Source organism: Flavobacterium cheniae (assembly GCF_004363695.1).
Lineage (GTDB): Bacteria > Bacteroidota > Bacteroidia > Flavobacteriales > Flavobacteriaceae > Flavobacterium > Flavobacterium cheniae.
Genome location: NZ_SNZC01000001.1, coordinates 872,678 through 888,777, shown reverse-complemented (window position 1 = coordinate 888,777; position 16,100 = coordinate 872,678). Strand labels below are relative to the sequence as shown.

Below are 16,100 nucleotides of genomic sequence, written 5' to 3'. Positions count from 1 at the left end.
AGTATTAGTTATGAATAGAAAATTAAAATTTAGATTAGGACTAGGTGTCGCTTTGGTATTACTTTCTGCCATTGTTGTTTTGTATTTTTATGTGTATCAATCCCATCGCGATATTGATGCTGAAAAAGCCGCTTTTGAAACTAGTGTGAGTGAATTATCGCAACGTTTCTTAAATAATCCTGATTCTTCAACGGTAACTTATGCTGACCAAACTATTTCCATATACGGAAATGTTACAGCATTGGATTTAAAACAAAACACGATTACGTTAGATAACAAGTTAATCGCTACTACTTCTAAAGATCAAATGAATAGCGCTAAGATGGGAGAATTGGTAAAATTAAAAGGACGATTTATTGGCTATGACGAATTGTTCAATGAGTTACGAATGGATCAATGTACAATAGAAGAATAAAATGAAACGTATGAAATCAATTATTTTAATCATCGCTTTTTTGGGATTTTCTTCGGTTTTTTCTCAAGTCACTATTTTTGATGTTGCCAGAAGAGGAACAGTTGCCGAAATGACTTCTTTATTAACAGCACAACCTCAATTAATTGAAAGTAAAACCGCTCAAGGATTTACGCCTTTGATTTTAGCTTGTTACAACAGTAATGATGAGGTAGCTACTTTTTTAGTTCAACAAAAAGCCAATTTAAATAATGTGAGTCCAAATGGAACTGCATTAATGGCTTCGGTAGTTAAAAACAATGAAAAATTAGCAAAACTATTACTAGACCACAACGCTAATCCCGATTTACAAGACGGAAATGGCTTTACTGCTTTGCATTATGCTATTCAATTTAGAAATTATGAAATGATTGCCCTTTTGATGCAATACCAACCTCAAATTACTATAAAAGATAATATGGGAATGACGGCAAAAGCATATGCAATCAACTTAAAAGACAAAAAAATACAACACTTATTAAAACTATAGATTATGAAAAAAATTACTTTTTTATTTTATTTTTTAGCCACTTTTTACAGTTCGGCACAAGGGTATTCAACTGGAACAATTAGTTTGAATAATACAGCAGGTGTTGCTATGACGGCTAAGATTGATGTAAACACTTTGGTAACGCTTACTTTAACTGGACCTTCTAATCGCTGGTTTGCTTTAGGTTTTGGAGCTAGTTCAATGACCGCAGGAACAGATGTAGTGGTTTGTCATGCGAATACAGTTGCATTGCCTTCATTTGATCGTTATCTAACTGGGTTTTCTGCACCAGTCTCAGATCCAAGTCAGCATTGGACCATAACATCAAATACAGTAAGTGGCACTGTTAGAACTATTATTGCTACTAGAGCATTGAGTACGGGAGACACAAATGATTATACATTCTCATCCAATCCAAATCCAATAAGTTTGATTTGGGCTTACGGAAGTACAGCAAACAGCTACACTTTATCGTATCATGGTGGAAGAGGAGTTACTTCGGCTAATTTTACTTTAGGAAACAACGATTTTGTATTGTCAGAGTTTATGATGTATCCAAATCCTGCTAAAGCCTATGTTACTATTGATTTATCTGATTTAACTTCTAATGCAACCGTTTTAATATATGATTACTTAGGAAGATTGGTTAAAAAGGAATCACTAAATACAACTTCCTCAAGAATAGAAACATCCAATTTGCAAAAAGGTACGTATATAGTTAAAGTTGATTCTGATAATGGATTAGCTTCTAAAATTCTAATATTAGATTAATAACAAATTTTATGAAAAAAACATTCTTCTTTGCCTTGATGTTCCCATTTTTGGGATTTGCCCAAGATGATTTATTAAGTGAAATCGATTCTGTACCTCAAAATCAAAAGGTAGAATCGGCTTTTAAATCGTTAAAAATTGTGAATTTAGAATCTACAAAATTAGCCGCAAAGGGTGATTTTTATTTTGTGGTAGCGCATCGCTTTGGATTTGTAAATAATGGATTTGACGATTTTTTTGGATTAGACAACGCCAATACTCAATTAAAATTTCTTTACGGAGTAAATGAATGGTTAACCGTTCACGTAGCAAGAAGTGGTTTTCAAGAAACCTATGATGCAGCAGCAAAATATCGCTTGTTTGCGCAAGGAGAAAATAACTTTCCAGTGACTATTGTTGGATTTAATAGTGTTGCCGTTAATACCGAATTAAAAGAAGAAGATTATCCAAAATTAGAATTTGAAAATCGTCTGAGTTTTGCTACTCAAATTTTAATTTCTCGAAAATTTTCAGAAAAATTGTCATTGGAATTAGCGCCAACCCTTTTTCACGAAAATACATTACGTGATATTTTAGATGAAAATAATATGGTTATTTCTCCTAATCCTCAAGAAAATACACAATATGCAATAGGAATTGGAGGTCGTTATAAGTTAACTAAACGTTGGTCGTTTAATGTAGATTATGTTGCTCATTTAAATCGCGCTAACGAATCTATTTATAAAAATCCGCTATCGATAGGTTTTGATTTAGAAACTGGCGGACACGTTTTTCAAATGCATTTTACTAACGCAACGGCAATGCATGAAACAGGTTATCTAGGACAAACAGTAGGTGATTGGGGAAAAGGCGAGTTTGGTTTTGGATTTAATTTGGTACGAGTTTTTTAAAGCATAAAAAAAACCGAGCTTAGCTCGGTTTTTTTTTAATTCTTCTTAAGTAATACTTTCTCTTGTGAAAACTGGTATGCCGCATCTAAGAAGGCAATCATTTTTTTCCAATTGGCATTAGGTTCGTACGAATTGATGTAATTTTTTGTGGAAACAATAACTAATTTATTGTCTTTTATTTCGGCTTTGCTCACAAAACTTCCTGTTTCATTTTCCACTTTTACGTTTAGTTTTTCTAAACCACTAACAGTATATCCTTCTGGAATATCCAAATTAATAGTGTATTCAAAAGAACGTGGGAAAATGGTATAGATGTTATTGGTCCTTTCGTATTCTTTTTCTTCAATATCCACTTGTGAACTGATGAATTTTCCAATATCTAAAATATAATTGTTTCCTGCTTTTTTGATAAAATTTGAAGTAATAGTGAAGTTTTCTGTAATCACTAATGGTTCATTGATTGCAAATCTTCCTGTTTTATCAACCTTTAAATCATGTTTGTCAACTTTAATGTCGTATTCTTCTTCAATTTCCTTTTTGAATTTTTCAACCTGATTTTGTTTGAATTTTTCAATTAAAGCAGCGTATTCTTTTTTGTATTTGTCTTTGTCTTTTTGTTTTCGAACTAAATCTAAAACTGGACTAGTTCCATATTTTTCATAATCTTCACTAATATAATCATAGAAGAAAATTTTGCTATTGTGCTCAAACTCTTTATTATGACCATATAATGAAGAAATTTTTGTGGCATTTGCAGTTGTAAAATCTGTATTTACTGAAAGATTAGTTGTCACTTTTGTGACGTTGTCTTTATAGGTTAAACCTGGAAGTTTTATTTCTTCAATATCACTTACTTTTTTACTTTTTGAAACTTTTAAAGCATAAGCTTTTGTATTTTCTAAAGTACTGTCAAATTGATTTGGGATAGAAAAAGGATCAAAAATTCCGAAATAAATAGGACTTTCTGTATTTACTTTTAAAAGAATTCTAATGTTTTCCTGAATTAATACATCACTTATTGGACCATTTTCTCTTCCCGTAGCAACTATGATATCAAATTCGATTTTTTGCTTTTTTAGAAATTGCATGAAATAATTAATAAACTGTTCCTCTTTTGTAAAGAAAACAGGATCATAACCATAAAGTCCAAAAGGATTCATAATATTAGCATCGTTAATTACAAAAGCTTCAATGTATCTTGTGTAAAATTGATGACGCATAAAATAATATACAGCGTTTACTTTTTCTTCATTAGATTTAAAGTTTTTACCTTTTAAAAAGTTTTCTACATCATTTAAATTGCCTGATGGATAAAATTTGGTATCATAATAATTAAAAATATCTTCTTTAGAAACTGTTCTTTTAATGATACTTTCTTTTTCAGGTAAAAAAGCGGCGGCTCTTTGTTCAAATTTTCCCGAACGCGCAAAATAAACTTGAAATTTATAACAAGGAAGTTCTACTAATGGTAAAAACCATCTTGGGAAATCGTTTTTTGGAATATCTGTTGCAACAATTTCATATTTGCGTTCGCCACTTTTTTCTAACGGAATTTGTTTTAATTCTGGACCATTATTGTAAGTATTGAAGTTAACAAAGAAATCATTTTCGGTCTGAAAAGTTAATTTGTAATTTAAAATGGGATAACTTTCGCCAAGCGTTCTTTCCACGGCATCAAACCCAAATTCATAAGTAGAACTGAAGGTTTCTGTACTATAATTATAGAAATCAATAATGTCGCCAATTTCTAAATTTGGAACCGCAATTTTTTTCTCCTTGTCAACGGTAACGGCTTCTTTTTCAGTATTAATAATGTTTTCGGTTCCGTTTGGTTTAATAATTTTTATACCAATAACTGTTTTTATTACTGCTCCATATCTTGGATTTAATTTTTCAGAATAACTAAATTCTGAAAAGCTTGTAACGGCAGCTTGATCGTTTAGTTTTACTCTTTTTCTGTATGCCGATCTAAAAGTTACGCTTTTACCAAATTTATGAAAATCATAATCTTCATATTTGTAAATTACTACTGCAGATTCGTTTTTATACTTATCTGGAACAGTATTTTGGCTTTTGTATTCGTCGTTTTTGCCCCAAAAGAAATCTTTAATTTCGTCTTTTGTTTGCGCTTGTGAAAGACTAACCCAAATAAAGGTTAGTAGGAATAATTTGAATTTCATTTTGGATTTTTATTTGGTTAAAACAACTTGTTCTGAATAGTTTTTTTGAATTGTTGCGTAATGATTTTTCCAATCATTAAATTTTGATGACTTGATGATTCCGTTTTTAAATTGGAATTGTTTGGTATATTCTAACGTATTTCCTTTTACTTCATATTTCATTGAAATGGTATAATCATCTGTAATTATCGAAATATTTTCAGGCATTTTTGTTACTTTATAACCATCAGGAATTTGTAAACTAATCGTAATGTCGTCAAATGATTTGTAGCTCAACATGAAATCGGTTTTACGTTCTTTAAAATCGAATGAATTGAATTCTTTGTTGTAATTCAAATCCACATAAATTTCATTGTCAAAAGAAGAAACATGATTGGCAATGGAAACATCATAATCCAAAGTTAGTTTTTGATCTCTATTTAATAAATCGGAAGTCTTAATGTTAGTTACAGTACAATTTTTATCTCTCGAATTCAAATACCATCGTAATGCATCTTCTTTTTTATCGTTTTTTATAGAGTTATAGCTGTATAAAAAGGAAGCTCTACTTTCGCCAAGATATTCTGCTTTTACTTTTCCTTTTAAGCTTTCGTTTTCAATTACGTAGTTAATTACACTTTTTTCTGTGTTTGAAGCTGCTTTTTGTACTGGAATTCTATCTAAAATAAATTTATCGCCATCTTCAATTAATACTTCTTTTCCTTGAATTCTTTGAGCGTATTCTCCAAACGAATTATATTTTTCTGTTCCATCTAAGAAGTATTTTTTACCATCTTTAATCAAAGCACAAATCATGTGATTGTCTACAGATAGCGAAGGTGTACTATAATCATAAGCAATATGGTTGGTTCCAATCCAACACAATCTAGCATCAAATCCAGCTAGTTTTAGCATTTGTTTTGTTAAGTTGGCCATTCCTTTACAATCGCCATATCTTTTTTGGAAAACATTCTGAGAATCATCGGGTTTAAAACCTGCAATTCCGTTTTCAAAAGCAATGTATCGGATGTTATCTTGAACCCAATAGTAGATGTTTTTTATTTTTTCTTCGTCGGTTTTAGCATTTGCAGTTAGTTCTTTTACCTTTTCAGCAAAAATAGTAGGATCATCTTTCATTGAATTTACAAGCGATTTATACCATTTATATAAATCAGCTGAAGAACTAAAAAGAGGTTTTTTGTCATTTTTAACCGAAAATGATTTCGCAACAAATAAGATATGTGGATATAAAAAACTTGGTCCTGGACTATAATTTTCTTTTGGGTTTCCGTTTAAATTCTCAATTGTGTAGGTGTAAATGGTGTTCTCAGCATTTTGCGTTATTGCTTTTTTGATTGCAAATCCATCAAAGTTAAATTCTTTAATTTCTAAATCTAACCATTTTGGAATTTCAATAATTACCTTTTTTTCAATAACTGGAAATTCATCACTAAAATAAATACTTGTAAAATATTTACTGTCTTTGATTTTCTTTTCCATTTGGTATTTGTAAGTATAACCTTGAACGGGAAAATCAACTTGCATGAATTTTACTCGTGCATCATTATAAAATAAGTCATCGCTTTTATAAAATTCATCATTTACAAAAAAGTTGGCTTGTTTGTCAGTTTTGTATTTTAATGAGAAATTTTCAATTGTAGATTGGCTGTCATAAAATTCATATTTCTGAATATCAGCTCTATGATTAATATTCATTAAGTGTTCTTTTACGTTGTAATTAACTTCAACAAGATCGTTTGTTTTGTTAATATTAAAAGTTACTTTTTCGGTACTGTTAAGAATTGCGATATCAAATTTATCGTACTTTTCTCGTATCGATTTTGCAGTTTTAATTTCTTCCGGAGATGGATCTGCATTTTTTTGGGCAACAGATGAAATACAAAGGAAAAGGACGAATAAAAATGGAGAAATTTTCATGTTAAAATAATTTGCAATAATATAAAAAAATAGTTTACATATTAAAATAAAAACTGCCTTTTATTAAAGGCAGTTTTTATTTTTTAATCAAAAAACAATAGACTTATTTTTTTAGAAAACTTTCTGAATATTTTTTACCGTCTTCTGTTTCAATTAAAAGAATATAAAATCCTTCAGACAAATCTGAAACAGAAATACTTGAATTAGAAAGTTGTACATTTTTAACTACTTTTCCTAATGTTGAAATGATAGAAATGTTTTTAATAGATAGCATTTCGATATTTGAAAGTGTAAGAATATCAGATGTTGGGTTAGGATATAATTTAATTTTTGAATTACCATTATCAACTAAACTTAACGGGCTTGAGCCTTCAATAATGGTTAAAGCTTGATTAACGTTAGGGTTATTGATAACATCAACTACACCTGATGGCCAAATAACCACAACTTGTGTTACTGCTGTTTCTGTACCAATTCCAAAATGAGCATTCAAAGTACTCATGTGTCTGAATCCTTCACCACTTCTAATGTCTCTAATTTGTTTTCCCCAAGCTCCATGAATTTCTACTCTTGCACCAATTCCGTTTCTATTACTTTGAACACCTTGAAGATTGAATTTTATCCAATTGTTTCCGTTTGGAACAGCATATCTAATAGTTGTACCGCTTTGAAAATCTAAGAAGCCATCATTGTTTAAATCTCCCACAGAAGAAACCCCTAATCCAGTGTATGTAACTGGAGCAAAAGTATTATTGCCTTGATTAAACATGATTTTATTTCCACCTCCAATTACATCTACTTTACCATCATTGTCGAAATCATAAGCAATGTTGTCAGTGTTTGTTGATAAATTGGTGTCCCATCCAGAACCTGCAGTAATATTAGAGTAAGCTTCTTCAGTTCCATTTGTAGTGTCTAAATTATTTCTGAAAAAATTATGCGCTCCAGAACTTGCGGTTATTATAATATCCATATCACCATCGTTATCAAAATCAGCAATAGCAGATGACCAAGTTTGTATAGGTGTGATGTTGATTCCAGCTAAAGCAGAAATATTAGTGTAAACTCCATTTTCGTCATTACGATATAATTCACAAGGAGGACCAGAACATTTGGATACAAAAACATCAGAATCTCCATCGTTATCAAAATCTGTAAATAAAGTAGCGTAATTTCCTGTAGTTGTTGCAATGCTCATTGCACCTGGAGTTACTGTTGATTGATAAAAAGTTAAAGCACCAGTTCCATTATTTAAATAGTAGCAACTTGGAGCAATATCATGACAAACAAAAATGTCTAGATTTCCATCGTTGTTTAGATCTGTAAAATTTGTTCTTTGTGAAAAAATGTATTGACCAGGAGTGTTTGTAGTATATGAAGTTCCAGTACTGTTTGATGTTAAGATTGTAGCGCCACTTCCATTACCTAGAACAATATCGTTAAAACCATCTTTGTTATAATCTCCAGCTGCTAAACTCCAATTTGGTTGTAAAACGGTTCCAGTTAAAGTGTAATCAGTAATTGTATAAGTTCCTGGAGTAGAAGTTTGATAATGAATTCTCATATTAGCTGCACTTATACCAACAATGTCATCTTTGTAGTCGCCATTCATGTCAACAACGCAAATATTGTAACCGCTATTAATAGTAGCTACGGTTTGTGTAGTATATGAAACAGGTGTTGTAGGTACTAAAATTGTACTCTCAGATAATTGAAAACTGAATCCTATATTGTTTGTGGTATTTAACCATCTGTTGTCCCAAGCAATATAATAGGTTGTTCCAGCAACTACATTAAAATTTACAACAGAAGAATAACCTGAACCCGTATCATCATCTCCTGCAAAACATGTTAAAGCCGCACAATTACCAGTATAAATGTGAACACGAGTGTCTTTTCTTGGTGTGTTTGCGGCAATATCAGATGTTATTGTTACCGAGTAATTTTGAGTTGGAGTATATGCATACCATTCACCAGCTGGAATATTTCCTGTTGGAATAGCATTATTAGGCGCACAAAAAGTGCTAGGCTGCGTTCCGTTGATAACCCCAACCGTGTAAATTCCAGGACCTGAAATTGGTAAGGCAGTACCGCAATTGTCCTGGGCATGTATTCCTAAAGTAGAAAATAATGAAAATAAAAAATAAAAAGTAGTTTTTTTCATAGTTGAGATGTTTTAGTTGGTAGGTTTGTTTTTAGTTGCAAGGTGTTGTTAATGAATTAATCCATTCTTCAACAAGAAGTACGCCTTCTTCATGAATTACTGTTCGTCCATGTAAAGGCATTCTGTATGTTTCATCTAAAGTATTAAGTCTGTGGTAAAGCATAGATCTGTAAATATTTCCTGGGGTAACAATTTTGGAAAGGGCAGGCTCAAAATTTTGCATATCCTGAGTGTCTACACAAACTCCCATGTTTGTTAAATTATTATAAGTTTCCGAAAAAGCAAATTTCATTGGTCTGTAATCGCAGTGACCGTGTTCTTTGTGACAATGAGCGCAATTGATATCAAAATAGGAGCGAACTCTTTTTTCAAGAGGTTTAGTACTGTCATTATAATCAACAATGGTATTTGTTTCAGAAGGTAAAGTGAAATTATTTGTTAATAATCCAGCGTCAATCCATTTTGTTAATTGGTTTTTAGTTTCGTTTCCATAATTAAACAAACTATTTAGATTTTGAGGTTTTATCCCAATAGGAATGTTTTTTTGAACATAATTTCCGTTTTCATAGCTTTTAGTTTTATGACAAACAATACATTGCGATTCATTTGGAATACGATAATCCACAGTTCGGGTTACATCATTTTCATCTTTAAATGTGATATTTTTTGTGCTTCCATTCAAATCTAAATAAGCTTCAGTTTGCTCGTCATTCCAAACATAATCAGCAAAAATCCATCCTTCAGATTTTCTAATCATAATTCGTGTTTCAATGATTTTTGTAGTATTAGTAGGTTGCACATTGTCATAATAGAAAGTTTTAATAATGGCAGCACCTACAGGAAGATCTAGTATTTGATCATCACCATTATAAGTTGCTTTCAACCCATTTGGTAACCAAACAAATCTTTTTTTATGCGCATAATCGGTAAATAAAGAAGAAATTGGTTCGTAAGGTAAAACATTTAATGAAGGAGCTTGATTCTTCATTTCTCCGTCAAAAAAATGATAGTCAGATAATTTAGGATATGGAACCTGTGTTAAATCTACAGTTACTGGTGAAATAGGAGTATATTCTTCATCATCATTGTCAGTACAAGAAAAAAATATAAGAAGCGAAATAGCAAAAAAGGATAGAATTGCGTATTTTTTTGTCATATTAGTAGTTTTTGTTTGTTTTTGTAATAACAAATATAACTTTTTTTTTAAAATGACAATTTTTTTACGAGAGTTAGATGTTGTTAGTTAGTTTTTCTGAAATTTCAACATTATAATTTTTTAAATTATTGAGTGCATCTTCCGAATGATAATCAAAAGTCATTTCCAATTCTTTGTATTTCTTTTTGTTTTCAATGCGATTGATGCTGTCATAAAAACGACGCACTTCTTCCATATTAGAAATAATCAATTTTGGAACTTTTACATTATTTCCCGATTCGTCTTTGGCAACCATTGTAAAATAACTCGAATTACAATGTTTTTTAATTCCTGTTTGAATGTGTTCCGATGTTACTCGAATACCCACAACCATTGAAGTTTTACCAACATAATTAACTGAAGCTTTTAAAGTAACCAATTCACCAATTTCCACAGGATTTAAAAAATCAACCGTGTCAACAGAAGCTGTGACACAATAGCATCCCGAATATTTTGATGCACATGCAAAAGCAATTTGATCCATTAATTTTAACAAATAACCACCATGGATTTTTCCGCTAAAATTAGAATGCGAAGGCAGCATTAACTCTGACAACGTAATTTTGGATGCTTTAACTGTATTAGCTGTTTCCATCTATTTACTATTAAAATATGGTGATTGTTCAGGAGTTACTTTTACAATAAAATAATGTGTATCTCCCCACCAAGGTAATGTTTTTAATCGTTCTTTATATTCCAATTTTACATATTGGCCTTGGTATTTTTTTAAATCTTCTATGACTTTTTCTTCACCATCTTCAACTGAAAATGGGAAAAATCGCGTAGCTCCAAAACCTTCATTTAGTTCGCCTTCCCAAGTTTTGAAAATAACACCTTTATTACTAAATTTCGATAAAACACCACTTCTAACACCATCACTCAAGGTAAAATTGTAAATAAACAATGTATAACCTATTAAACCTATAGTTACCACTAATAGGAAGTAAACCAAAATTTTTCTTACTGTATTCATGAGTTAATTATTTTCTTCTGTTAGTAAATTTTCTTCGTTTTCTGCTCTTTTCAAAACCGATTCAGGCAATGCTTTTTTTGCTTTAGCCCCCATTTTCTTTAACTTTTCAACACTGGTAATTAAGTTTCCTTTTCCGTCAACCAATTTGTTCATGGCGTTACCATATTCAATTTTGGCTTCATCCATTTTCTTACCAATTTTAATCAAATCGCCAACAAAACCTTCAAATTTATCATATAATGCGCCTGCTTGACGCGCAATTTCAATCGCATTTTCTTGTTGCTTTTGGTTCGTCCACATGCTATCAATCGTGCGTAATGTTGCCAAAAGGGTAGAAGGCGTTACAATCACAATATTCTTCTCGAAAGCTTTGTTGTACAAGCTTGTATCTTCATTTAAAGCTACTGCAAATGCAGACTCAATAGGAATGAACAACAACACAAAATCAGGACTTTCCATGTGGTACAAATCATGATAATTTTTGCTGCCCAATTGCTCCACATGACGATTTATCGAAACAATATGTTCTTTTAAATATTGATTTTTTACATCCGAATCTTCTTCATTTATGTAACGCTCGTAAGCGGTTAGCGTTACTTTTGAATCGATAATCATTTTTTTGCCATCAGGAAGATTGATTATAACGTCTGGGAACACACGATTGCCTTCTTCAGTAACATGACTTTGTTGCACGAAATATTCTCTATCTTTCTCTAATCCTGATTTTTCTAAAACGCGTTCTAACACCAATTCGCCCCAATTCCCTTGCATTTTGCTATCGCCTTTTAAGGCTTTGGTTAAATTGATGGTTTCTTTGCTCATTTGTTCGTTCATTTCGCGAAGTCCCAATATTTGTTGGCGTAATGCGGCATGATAATCAATACTTTCTTTGTGCGTATCTTCGACTTTCTTTTCAAAAAGTTGGATTTTGTCTTGTAAAGGTGACAAAATATTTTTCAAATTCTCCTTATTTTGCTCGGTGAATTTTACGGTTTTTTCTTCCAGAATTTTATTAGCTAGATTTTCAAATTCTTTTGTGAATTTCTCCTGAAGTTGTTCTACTTCTTGCTTTTGTTCTTTATTGCGTTCCCAAAGATTTTCAAAATCATTTTCTTTTTTTGCTAAATGAATGGCTAACGATTCCTTTTCTTTTTGAACGTTTTCTTTTTCGGATGAAAGTTGGGCAAACGATTTTTCAAACTGATTTCTCTCGGTTTGAAATTGGATTTTTAATTGTTCAATTTGACCTAAAAGTCCGTTAATTCGTTCTTCTAAACCTGATTTTTCGGATTGCGATTTGGCGGAAAATAAGATTTTTCCAATAAAAATTCCAATTCCTAAGGCAATGATAAATGCGGCAAGTACTAAAAGTGTTTGTGACATGGTGGTTGATTTTATTTAACAATGTAAATGTAACAAAAAATAAAATTTGAAGCTATATTAGTACTTAAAACTCTTCGAAATTTTATTGAAAATAAGTTCGTCGATGTAATGATTCGTTCGTCGAATGCTAATGATAATTATATGTTAAACGTTTAAAAATCATTTATTTGTGTTAAAATGTTTTGTACTTTTACTATGTGATTTTGATTAGTTATTGAATATATCATTAGTTACATATCTAAAAAGAGATTCAGTCGTTTATTCCTCTCAAGTTATAGCAGATCAGAAAAACGTAATAAATCAAAATCGACACAGGGAGGTCTTAAACAAGGCCTCCTTATTTTTTGTATCACTCCAAGAGTTTTTACTATCTTCGTTGCCTCTTAAACGTAATTTTCTAAATGCATCATCATTTTCTTATTCACAAGCCTTACGGTTATTTATCGCAGTTTATTTACCAATTAAAACGCAAGAAAAAGTTGTTGGGCGAATTATATGATTTTCCCGAAAATACGATGGCAATTGGTCGTTTAGACGAAGATTCTGAAGGCTTACTTTTACTAACTACAGACGGCATGATGAGCGAAATTGTCCGAAGCAAAAAAGTAGAAAAAGAATATTACGCGCAAGTCGATGGAATCATTACAGAAGAAGCTGTAGAACAATTAAGAAACGGAGTTGAAATCGGTTTACATGGTAAAAAATACAAAACCCAAAAGTGCAAGGCTTTTAAATTAGAATCTGTTCCCAATATAGGCGAACGTGGTAAAAAGATTCGCGATGAGCGTCACGGACCAACCTCTTGGGTTTCGATAACTTTGACCGAAGGAAAATTTCGTCAAGTACGAAAAATGACATCGGCTGTTGGTTTTCCTACATTACGATTGGTTCGCGTGCGTGTAGGAAACATTCATTTGAATGACTTAAAAGCAGGAGAAGTTTTGGAAGTCAGTGGTTTTGATGTGTAAAAAAAAACAGCTATTTCCGACGAAATAACTGTTTTAGTTTTTTGAAATACTATAAAGATTATTTGAAAATTTCTAAGAAAAACGCTTTCATTGCTTCCCAACTTCTTTTATCGGCTAATTCGTTGTAGGCAGCGCCTTTGCTGTTATCATTTCCTGCATCTTTGTGTGTAAAAGCATGAACCGAATTTGCATAATAAATCATTTGCCAATCGGCTTTAGTTTCTCGCATTTCGGTTTGAAAAGCTTCCACTTCTTTTGCAGGAACATAAGGATCGTCTGCACCATGTAATACTAAAACTTTTGCTTTAATTTCATTAGTTGGACTATTCGCTGCTTTTCTTAAGCCACCATGAAAAGAAACCACTCCTTTTACATTTAAGTTACCACGAGCCGCTTCAATAGCACCTGTTCCGCCAAAGCAATATCCAATTACCGCAATCTGATTTTTATCAGCACCGGCTTTTACTAATTGGTCAATAGCCAATTGAATTCTTTTTTGATATTCTGCTGGATTGTTTTTGTAGAAACCTGCATTTTTTCCAGCTTCTCCTGTATTTTTTGGATTGTTTCCAACTCCGTAAATATCTGCTACAAAAGCATGATAACCTAATTTAGCTAATGCTTCAGCTGATTCTTTAGCATGTGCATCTAAGCCCATCCAAGCTGGAAGAACTATAATACCTGCTTTTTTAGGATTAGCTTTTTGTGCTTTAGCAAAAAAACCTTCTAATTTTTGATTACCATCGGCGTAATCTACTTTTACTAATTGTCCAAAGCTATTCATTGTTGCTAAGAGTAATGTAATGTAAATGTACTTCATAACTTTTTTTAGTAAAATTATGAAAATTGAAGACACTTAGCGTTAAACAAAAGGTAAAATTGGAATAAATTATTTGATTTTGAACTTACCAATTGTAGCATCAAAAGTCAAATGTTCGGTATCAAATAAGGTATTAAAAATCCCAGTTTGAATCAAATTACAAGGTTGGTCTTGTACAATTTGAGTTGGTGTAAACACAATCATTTCGTCTGTCATTTGAATCGCTAAATCAATATCATGCGTAGAGTAGAGGATGGTTTTACCAGTTTCGTGGGTTAATTTTTGCAATAATTTCAACAAAGTAGCTTTGTGAACCAAATCTAAATGCGTTGTAGGTTCATCTAAAATTATAATCGAAGTATCTTGTGCCAAAGCACGAGCAATTAGAGCAATTTGCAATTGACCATCGCTAATTTCATCGTGTTTTTTATGAACCAAATGTTGGATTTCGGTTAACGAAATTGCTTCTTCAATTTTGATTGTATCTTCTTCGGATAAAGTACCTAACCAATTAGTATATGGCTGTCTTCCTAAAGCGATGATTTCGTAAACGGTTAAATTACTTGGAGGCAATTTTTCAGTTAACACGATGCTTAATTCTTGCGCTAAATCAAGTGGTTTATAGCTTTGAAGCGACTTATGGAGTAAAGAAACTTCGCCTTGTAAAGGAGGAATAATTCCAGTTATTGTTTTTAATAAAGTAGATTTCCCGATTCCGTTTTCACCAATTAAAGCGATTAATTTCCCTTTTTCTAAACCAAGATTGATATTTTGAGCAATAGTAATCGTTTCCGATTTGGATTTATAGCCAATCGAAAGATTATGGGTTTGTATGGTGAAATTTTGTTCGCTCATAATTAAAATCGTTTCTTTCTAACTAACAACCAAATTACTACTGGCGCTCCAATTACAGAAGTTATCGCATTTATTGGTAAGGTTATATCATTTCCTGGAACTTGAGCAATAGTATCACAACAAAGCATCACAATCGCGCCAAGTAAAAGTGTACTCCAAAACAACACAAAATGATTACTCGTTTGAAACAACAATTTCGCCATGTGTGGCACCGCCAAGCCAATAAAAGCAATCGGACCAGCAAAAGCGGTGATGCTTCCAGCTAAAATACTCGTTGCCATTATAATTAAAAAACGGGTTTTCTTATAATTGATTCCGATACTTTGAGCATATTTTTCTCCCAATAGTAAAGCGTTTAAAGGTTTGATAACCATAAAACTAATTCCAATTCCGATGATAACAAAAAAAGATAAAAGCGAAATTTCATTCCAGGATAAATTCGAAATACTTCCCATCGACCAAAAAGTGAATTTTTGTAATTTTTCAGCCGAAGTAAAATAGGATAAAACCGAAACTATAGCACTAGTGAAACTTCCAAACATCAAACCGACAATTAGAATTGCCATGGTATCTTTTAATTTTTGGGAAACCAATAAAACCGCCATCAAAACTAAAAAACTACCTAAACTTGAAGCTAAAACTAATCCGTAATTCGATAAGAAGAAAGATGAAATGAATGTTGGTAAAAATCCAGTTCCTAAGATAATAAACGCCACACCCAAACTTGCACCCGAACTCAATCCTAATACATAAGGTCCAGCCAATGGATTTCTGAACAACGTTTGCATTAACAATCCGCTCATCGAAAGTCCGATTCCTACTAAAATTGCGGTAATAGCTTTTGGAAAGCGGAAATTCCACAGAATAATTTCCCAACTTTCCTTACTCATTTTTTGCGATAAAAGTCCGTTAACCACTTCTTTTATAGGAATAGAAACGGAACCTAAGCTAATATTCACCAAAAACAAAAACACCATTACTAAAAGTAAGATGATAAAAAGAAAGTTTTGTTTTTTGGTTAATGGCATGCGTTGAATTTTTGG

Annotated in this window: 15 protein-coding genes; 5 read left to right on the top strand and 10 right to left on the bottom strand. The window is 31.8% G+C overall.

The window, feature by feature from the left end:
- Positions 1-10: 10 nt before the first annotated feature.
- The 4 genes from C8D80_RS04300 to C8D80_RS04285 are packed head-to-tail and all read left to right on the top strand — an operon-like array spanning position 11 to position 2,602.
- Entirely contained in the window at positions 11-415 is a 405-nt protein-coding gene (locus C8D80_RS04300; protein WP_133607722.1) for an OB-fold protein, read from the top strand.
- A gap of 10 nt (positions 416-425) precedes the next feature.
- The gene (locus C8D80_RS04295; protein WP_158633803.1) at positions 426-941 is read left to right on the top strand and encodes an ankyrin repeat domain-containing protein; all 516 of its coding nucleotides are present in this window, start codon (positions 426-428) and stop codon (positions 939-941) included.
- Positions 942-944: 3 nt separating this feature from the next.
- The gene (locus tag C8D80_RS04290) at positions 945-1,712 is read left to right on the top strand and encodes a T9SS type A sorting domain-containing protein (RefSeq protein ID WP_133607718.1); all 768 of its coding nucleotides are present in this window, start codon (positions 945-947) and stop codon (positions 1,710-1,712) included.
- An 11-nt stretch (positions 1,713-1,723) separates the two neighbouring features.
- On the top strand, positions 1,724-2,602 hold the full coding sequence (locus C8D80_RS04285; protein ID WP_133607716.1) for a DUF5777 family beta-barrel protein: 879 nt from the start codon (positions 1,724-1,726) through the stop codon (positions 2,600-2,602).
- A gap of 35 nt (positions 2,603-2,637) precedes the next feature.
- Here the strand turns inward: C8D80_RS04285 and C8D80_RS04280 are convergent, their stop codons facing one another.
- The 7 genes from C8D80_RS04280 to rmuC form a co-directional block, all read right to left on the bottom strand.
- Complete coding sequence (locus tag C8D80_RS04280) at positions 2,638-4,782, bottom strand: DUF3857 domain-containing protein (RefSeq protein WP_133607714.1); 2,145 nt, start codon at positions 4,780-4,782, stop codon at positions 2,638-2,640.
- Between the two features lie 9 nt (positions 4,783-4,791).
- Entirely contained in the window at positions 4,792-6,699 is a 1,908-nt protein-coding gene (locus tag C8D80_RS04275; RefSeq protein WP_133607711.1) for a transglutaminase-like domain-containing protein, read from the bottom strand.
- A 103-nt stretch (positions 6,700-6,802) separates the two neighbouring features.
- Positions 6,803-8,863, bottom strand: a complete 2,061-nt coding sequence (locus C8D80_RS04270) for an FG-GAP-like repeat-containing protein (RefSeq protein WP_133607709.1) — start codon at positions 8,861-8,863, stop codon at positions 6,803-6,805.
- A gap of 31 nt (positions 8,864-8,894) precedes the next feature.
- Positions 8,895-10,019 carry a hypothetical protein gene (locus C8D80_RS04265; protein ID WP_133607707.1) on the bottom strand — a complete coding sequence of 375 codons (1,125 nt, stop codon included), beginning with the start codon at positions 10,017-10,019 and terminating at the stop codon, positions 8,895-8,897.
- A 73-nt stretch (positions 10,020-10,092) separates the two neighbouring features.
- Positions 10,093-10,653 carry an acyl-CoA thioesterase gene (locus C8D80_RS04260; RefSeq protein WP_133607705.1) on the bottom strand — a complete coding sequence of 187 codons (561 nt, stop codon included), beginning with the start codon at positions 10,651-10,653 and terminating at the stop codon, positions 10,093-10,095.
- Entirely contained in the window at positions 10,654-11,031 is a 378-nt protein-coding gene (locus C8D80_RS04255; protein ID WP_133607703.1) for a 6-phosphogluconate dehydrogenase, read from the bottom strand.
- Positions 11,032-11,034: 3 nt separating this feature from the next.
- Positions 11,035-12,414, bottom strand: a complete 1,380-nt coding sequence (rmuC, locus tag C8D80_RS04250) for a DNA recombination protein RmuC (RefSeq protein WP_133607701.1) — start codon at positions 12,412-12,414, stop codon at positions 11,035-11,037.
- Between the two features lie 401 nt (positions 12,415-12,815).
- On the opposite strand from rmuC, the gene C8D80_RS04245 reads away from it, so the two are divergent.
- Positions 12,816-13,382: a pseudouridine synthase gene (locus C8D80_RS04245; RefSeq protein WP_133607699.1), complete on the top strand. Its 567-nt coding sequence runs from the start codon at positions 12,816-12,818 to the stop codon at positions 13,380-13,382.
- A gap of 58 nt (positions 13,383-13,440) precedes the next feature.
- Here C8D80_RS04245 and C8D80_RS04240 read toward each other — a convergent pair whose 3' ends face one another.
- From C8D80_RS04240 to C8D80_RS04230, 3 genes are all read right to left on the bottom strand, one after another.
- Entirely contained in the window at positions 13,441-14,202 is a 762-nt protein-coding gene (locus C8D80_RS04240) for a dienelactone hydrolase family protein (protein WP_133607697.1), read from the bottom strand.
- Between the two features lie 69 nt (positions 14,203-14,271).
- Positions 14,272-15,057: an ABC transporter ATP-binding protein gene (locus tag C8D80_RS04235; RefSeq protein WP_133607695.1), complete on the bottom strand. Its 786-nt coding sequence runs from the start codon at positions 15,055-15,057 to the stop codon at positions 14,272-14,274.
- A 2-nt stretch (positions 15,058-15,059) separates the two neighbouring features.
- Entirely contained in the window at positions 15,060-16,085 is a 1,026-nt protein-coding gene (locus C8D80_RS04230) for a FecCD family ABC transporter permease (RefSeq protein WP_133607693.1), read from the bottom strand.
- Between the last annotated feature and the right edge of the window lie 15 nt (positions 16,086-16,100).

Coding starts and splice junctions, on each gene's coding strand:
- C8D80_RS04300 (WP_133607722.1), top strand. CDS start 11: ATGAATAGAAAATTAAAATTTAGATTAGGACTAGGTGTCGCTTTGGTA.
- C8D80_RS04295 (WP_158633803.1), top strand. CDS start 426: ATGAAATCAATTATTTTAATCATCGCTTTTTTGGGATTTTCTTCGGTT.
- C8D80_RS04290 (WP_133607718.1), top strand. CDS start 945: ATGAAAAAAATTACTTTTTTATTTTATTTTTTAGCCACTTTTTACAGT.
- C8D80_RS04285 (WP_133607716.1), top strand. CDS start 1,724: ATGAAAAAAACATTCTTCTTTGCCTTGATGTTCCCATTTTTGGGATTT.
- C8D80_RS04280 (WP_133607714.1), bottom strand. CDS start 4,782: ATGAAATTCAAATTATTCCTACTAACCTTTATTTGGGTTAGTCTTTCA.
- C8D80_RS04275 (WP_133607711.1), bottom strand. CDS start 6,699: ATGAAAATTTCTCCATTTTTATTCGTCCTTTTCCTTTGTATTTCATCT.
- C8D80_RS04270 (WP_133607709.1), bottom strand. CDS start 8,863: ATGAAAAAAACTACTTTTTATTTTTTATTTTCATTATTTTCTACTTTA.
- C8D80_RS04265 (WP_133607707.1), bottom strand. CDS start 10,019: ATGACAAAAAAATACGCAATTCTATCCTTTTTTGCTATTTCGCTTCTT.
- C8D80_RS04260 (WP_133607705.1), bottom strand. CDS start 10,653: ATGGAAACAGCTAATACAGTTAAAGCATCCAAAATTACGTTGTCAGAG.
- C8D80_RS04255 (WP_133607703.1), bottom strand. CDS start 11,031: ATGAATACAGTAAGAAAAATTTTGGTTTACTTCCTATTAGTGGTAACT.
- rmuC (WP_133607701.1), bottom strand. CDS start 12,414: ATGTCACAAACACTTTTAGTACTTGCCGCATTTATCATTGCCTTAGGA.
- C8D80_RS04245 (WP_133607699.1), top strand. CDS start 12,816: ATGCATCATCATTTTCTTATTCACAAGCCTTACGGTTATTTATCGCAG.
- C8D80_RS04240 (WP_133607697.1), bottom strand. CDS start 14,202: ATGAAGTACATTTACATTACATTACTCTTAGCAACAATGAATAGCTTT.
- C8D80_RS04235 (WP_133607695.1), bottom strand. CDS start 15,057: ATGAGCGAACAAAATTTCACCATACAAACCCATAATCTTTCGATTGGC.
- C8D80_RS04230 (WP_133607693.1), bottom strand. CDS start 16,085: ATGCCATTAACCAAAAAACAAAACTTTCTTTTTATCATCTTACTTTTA.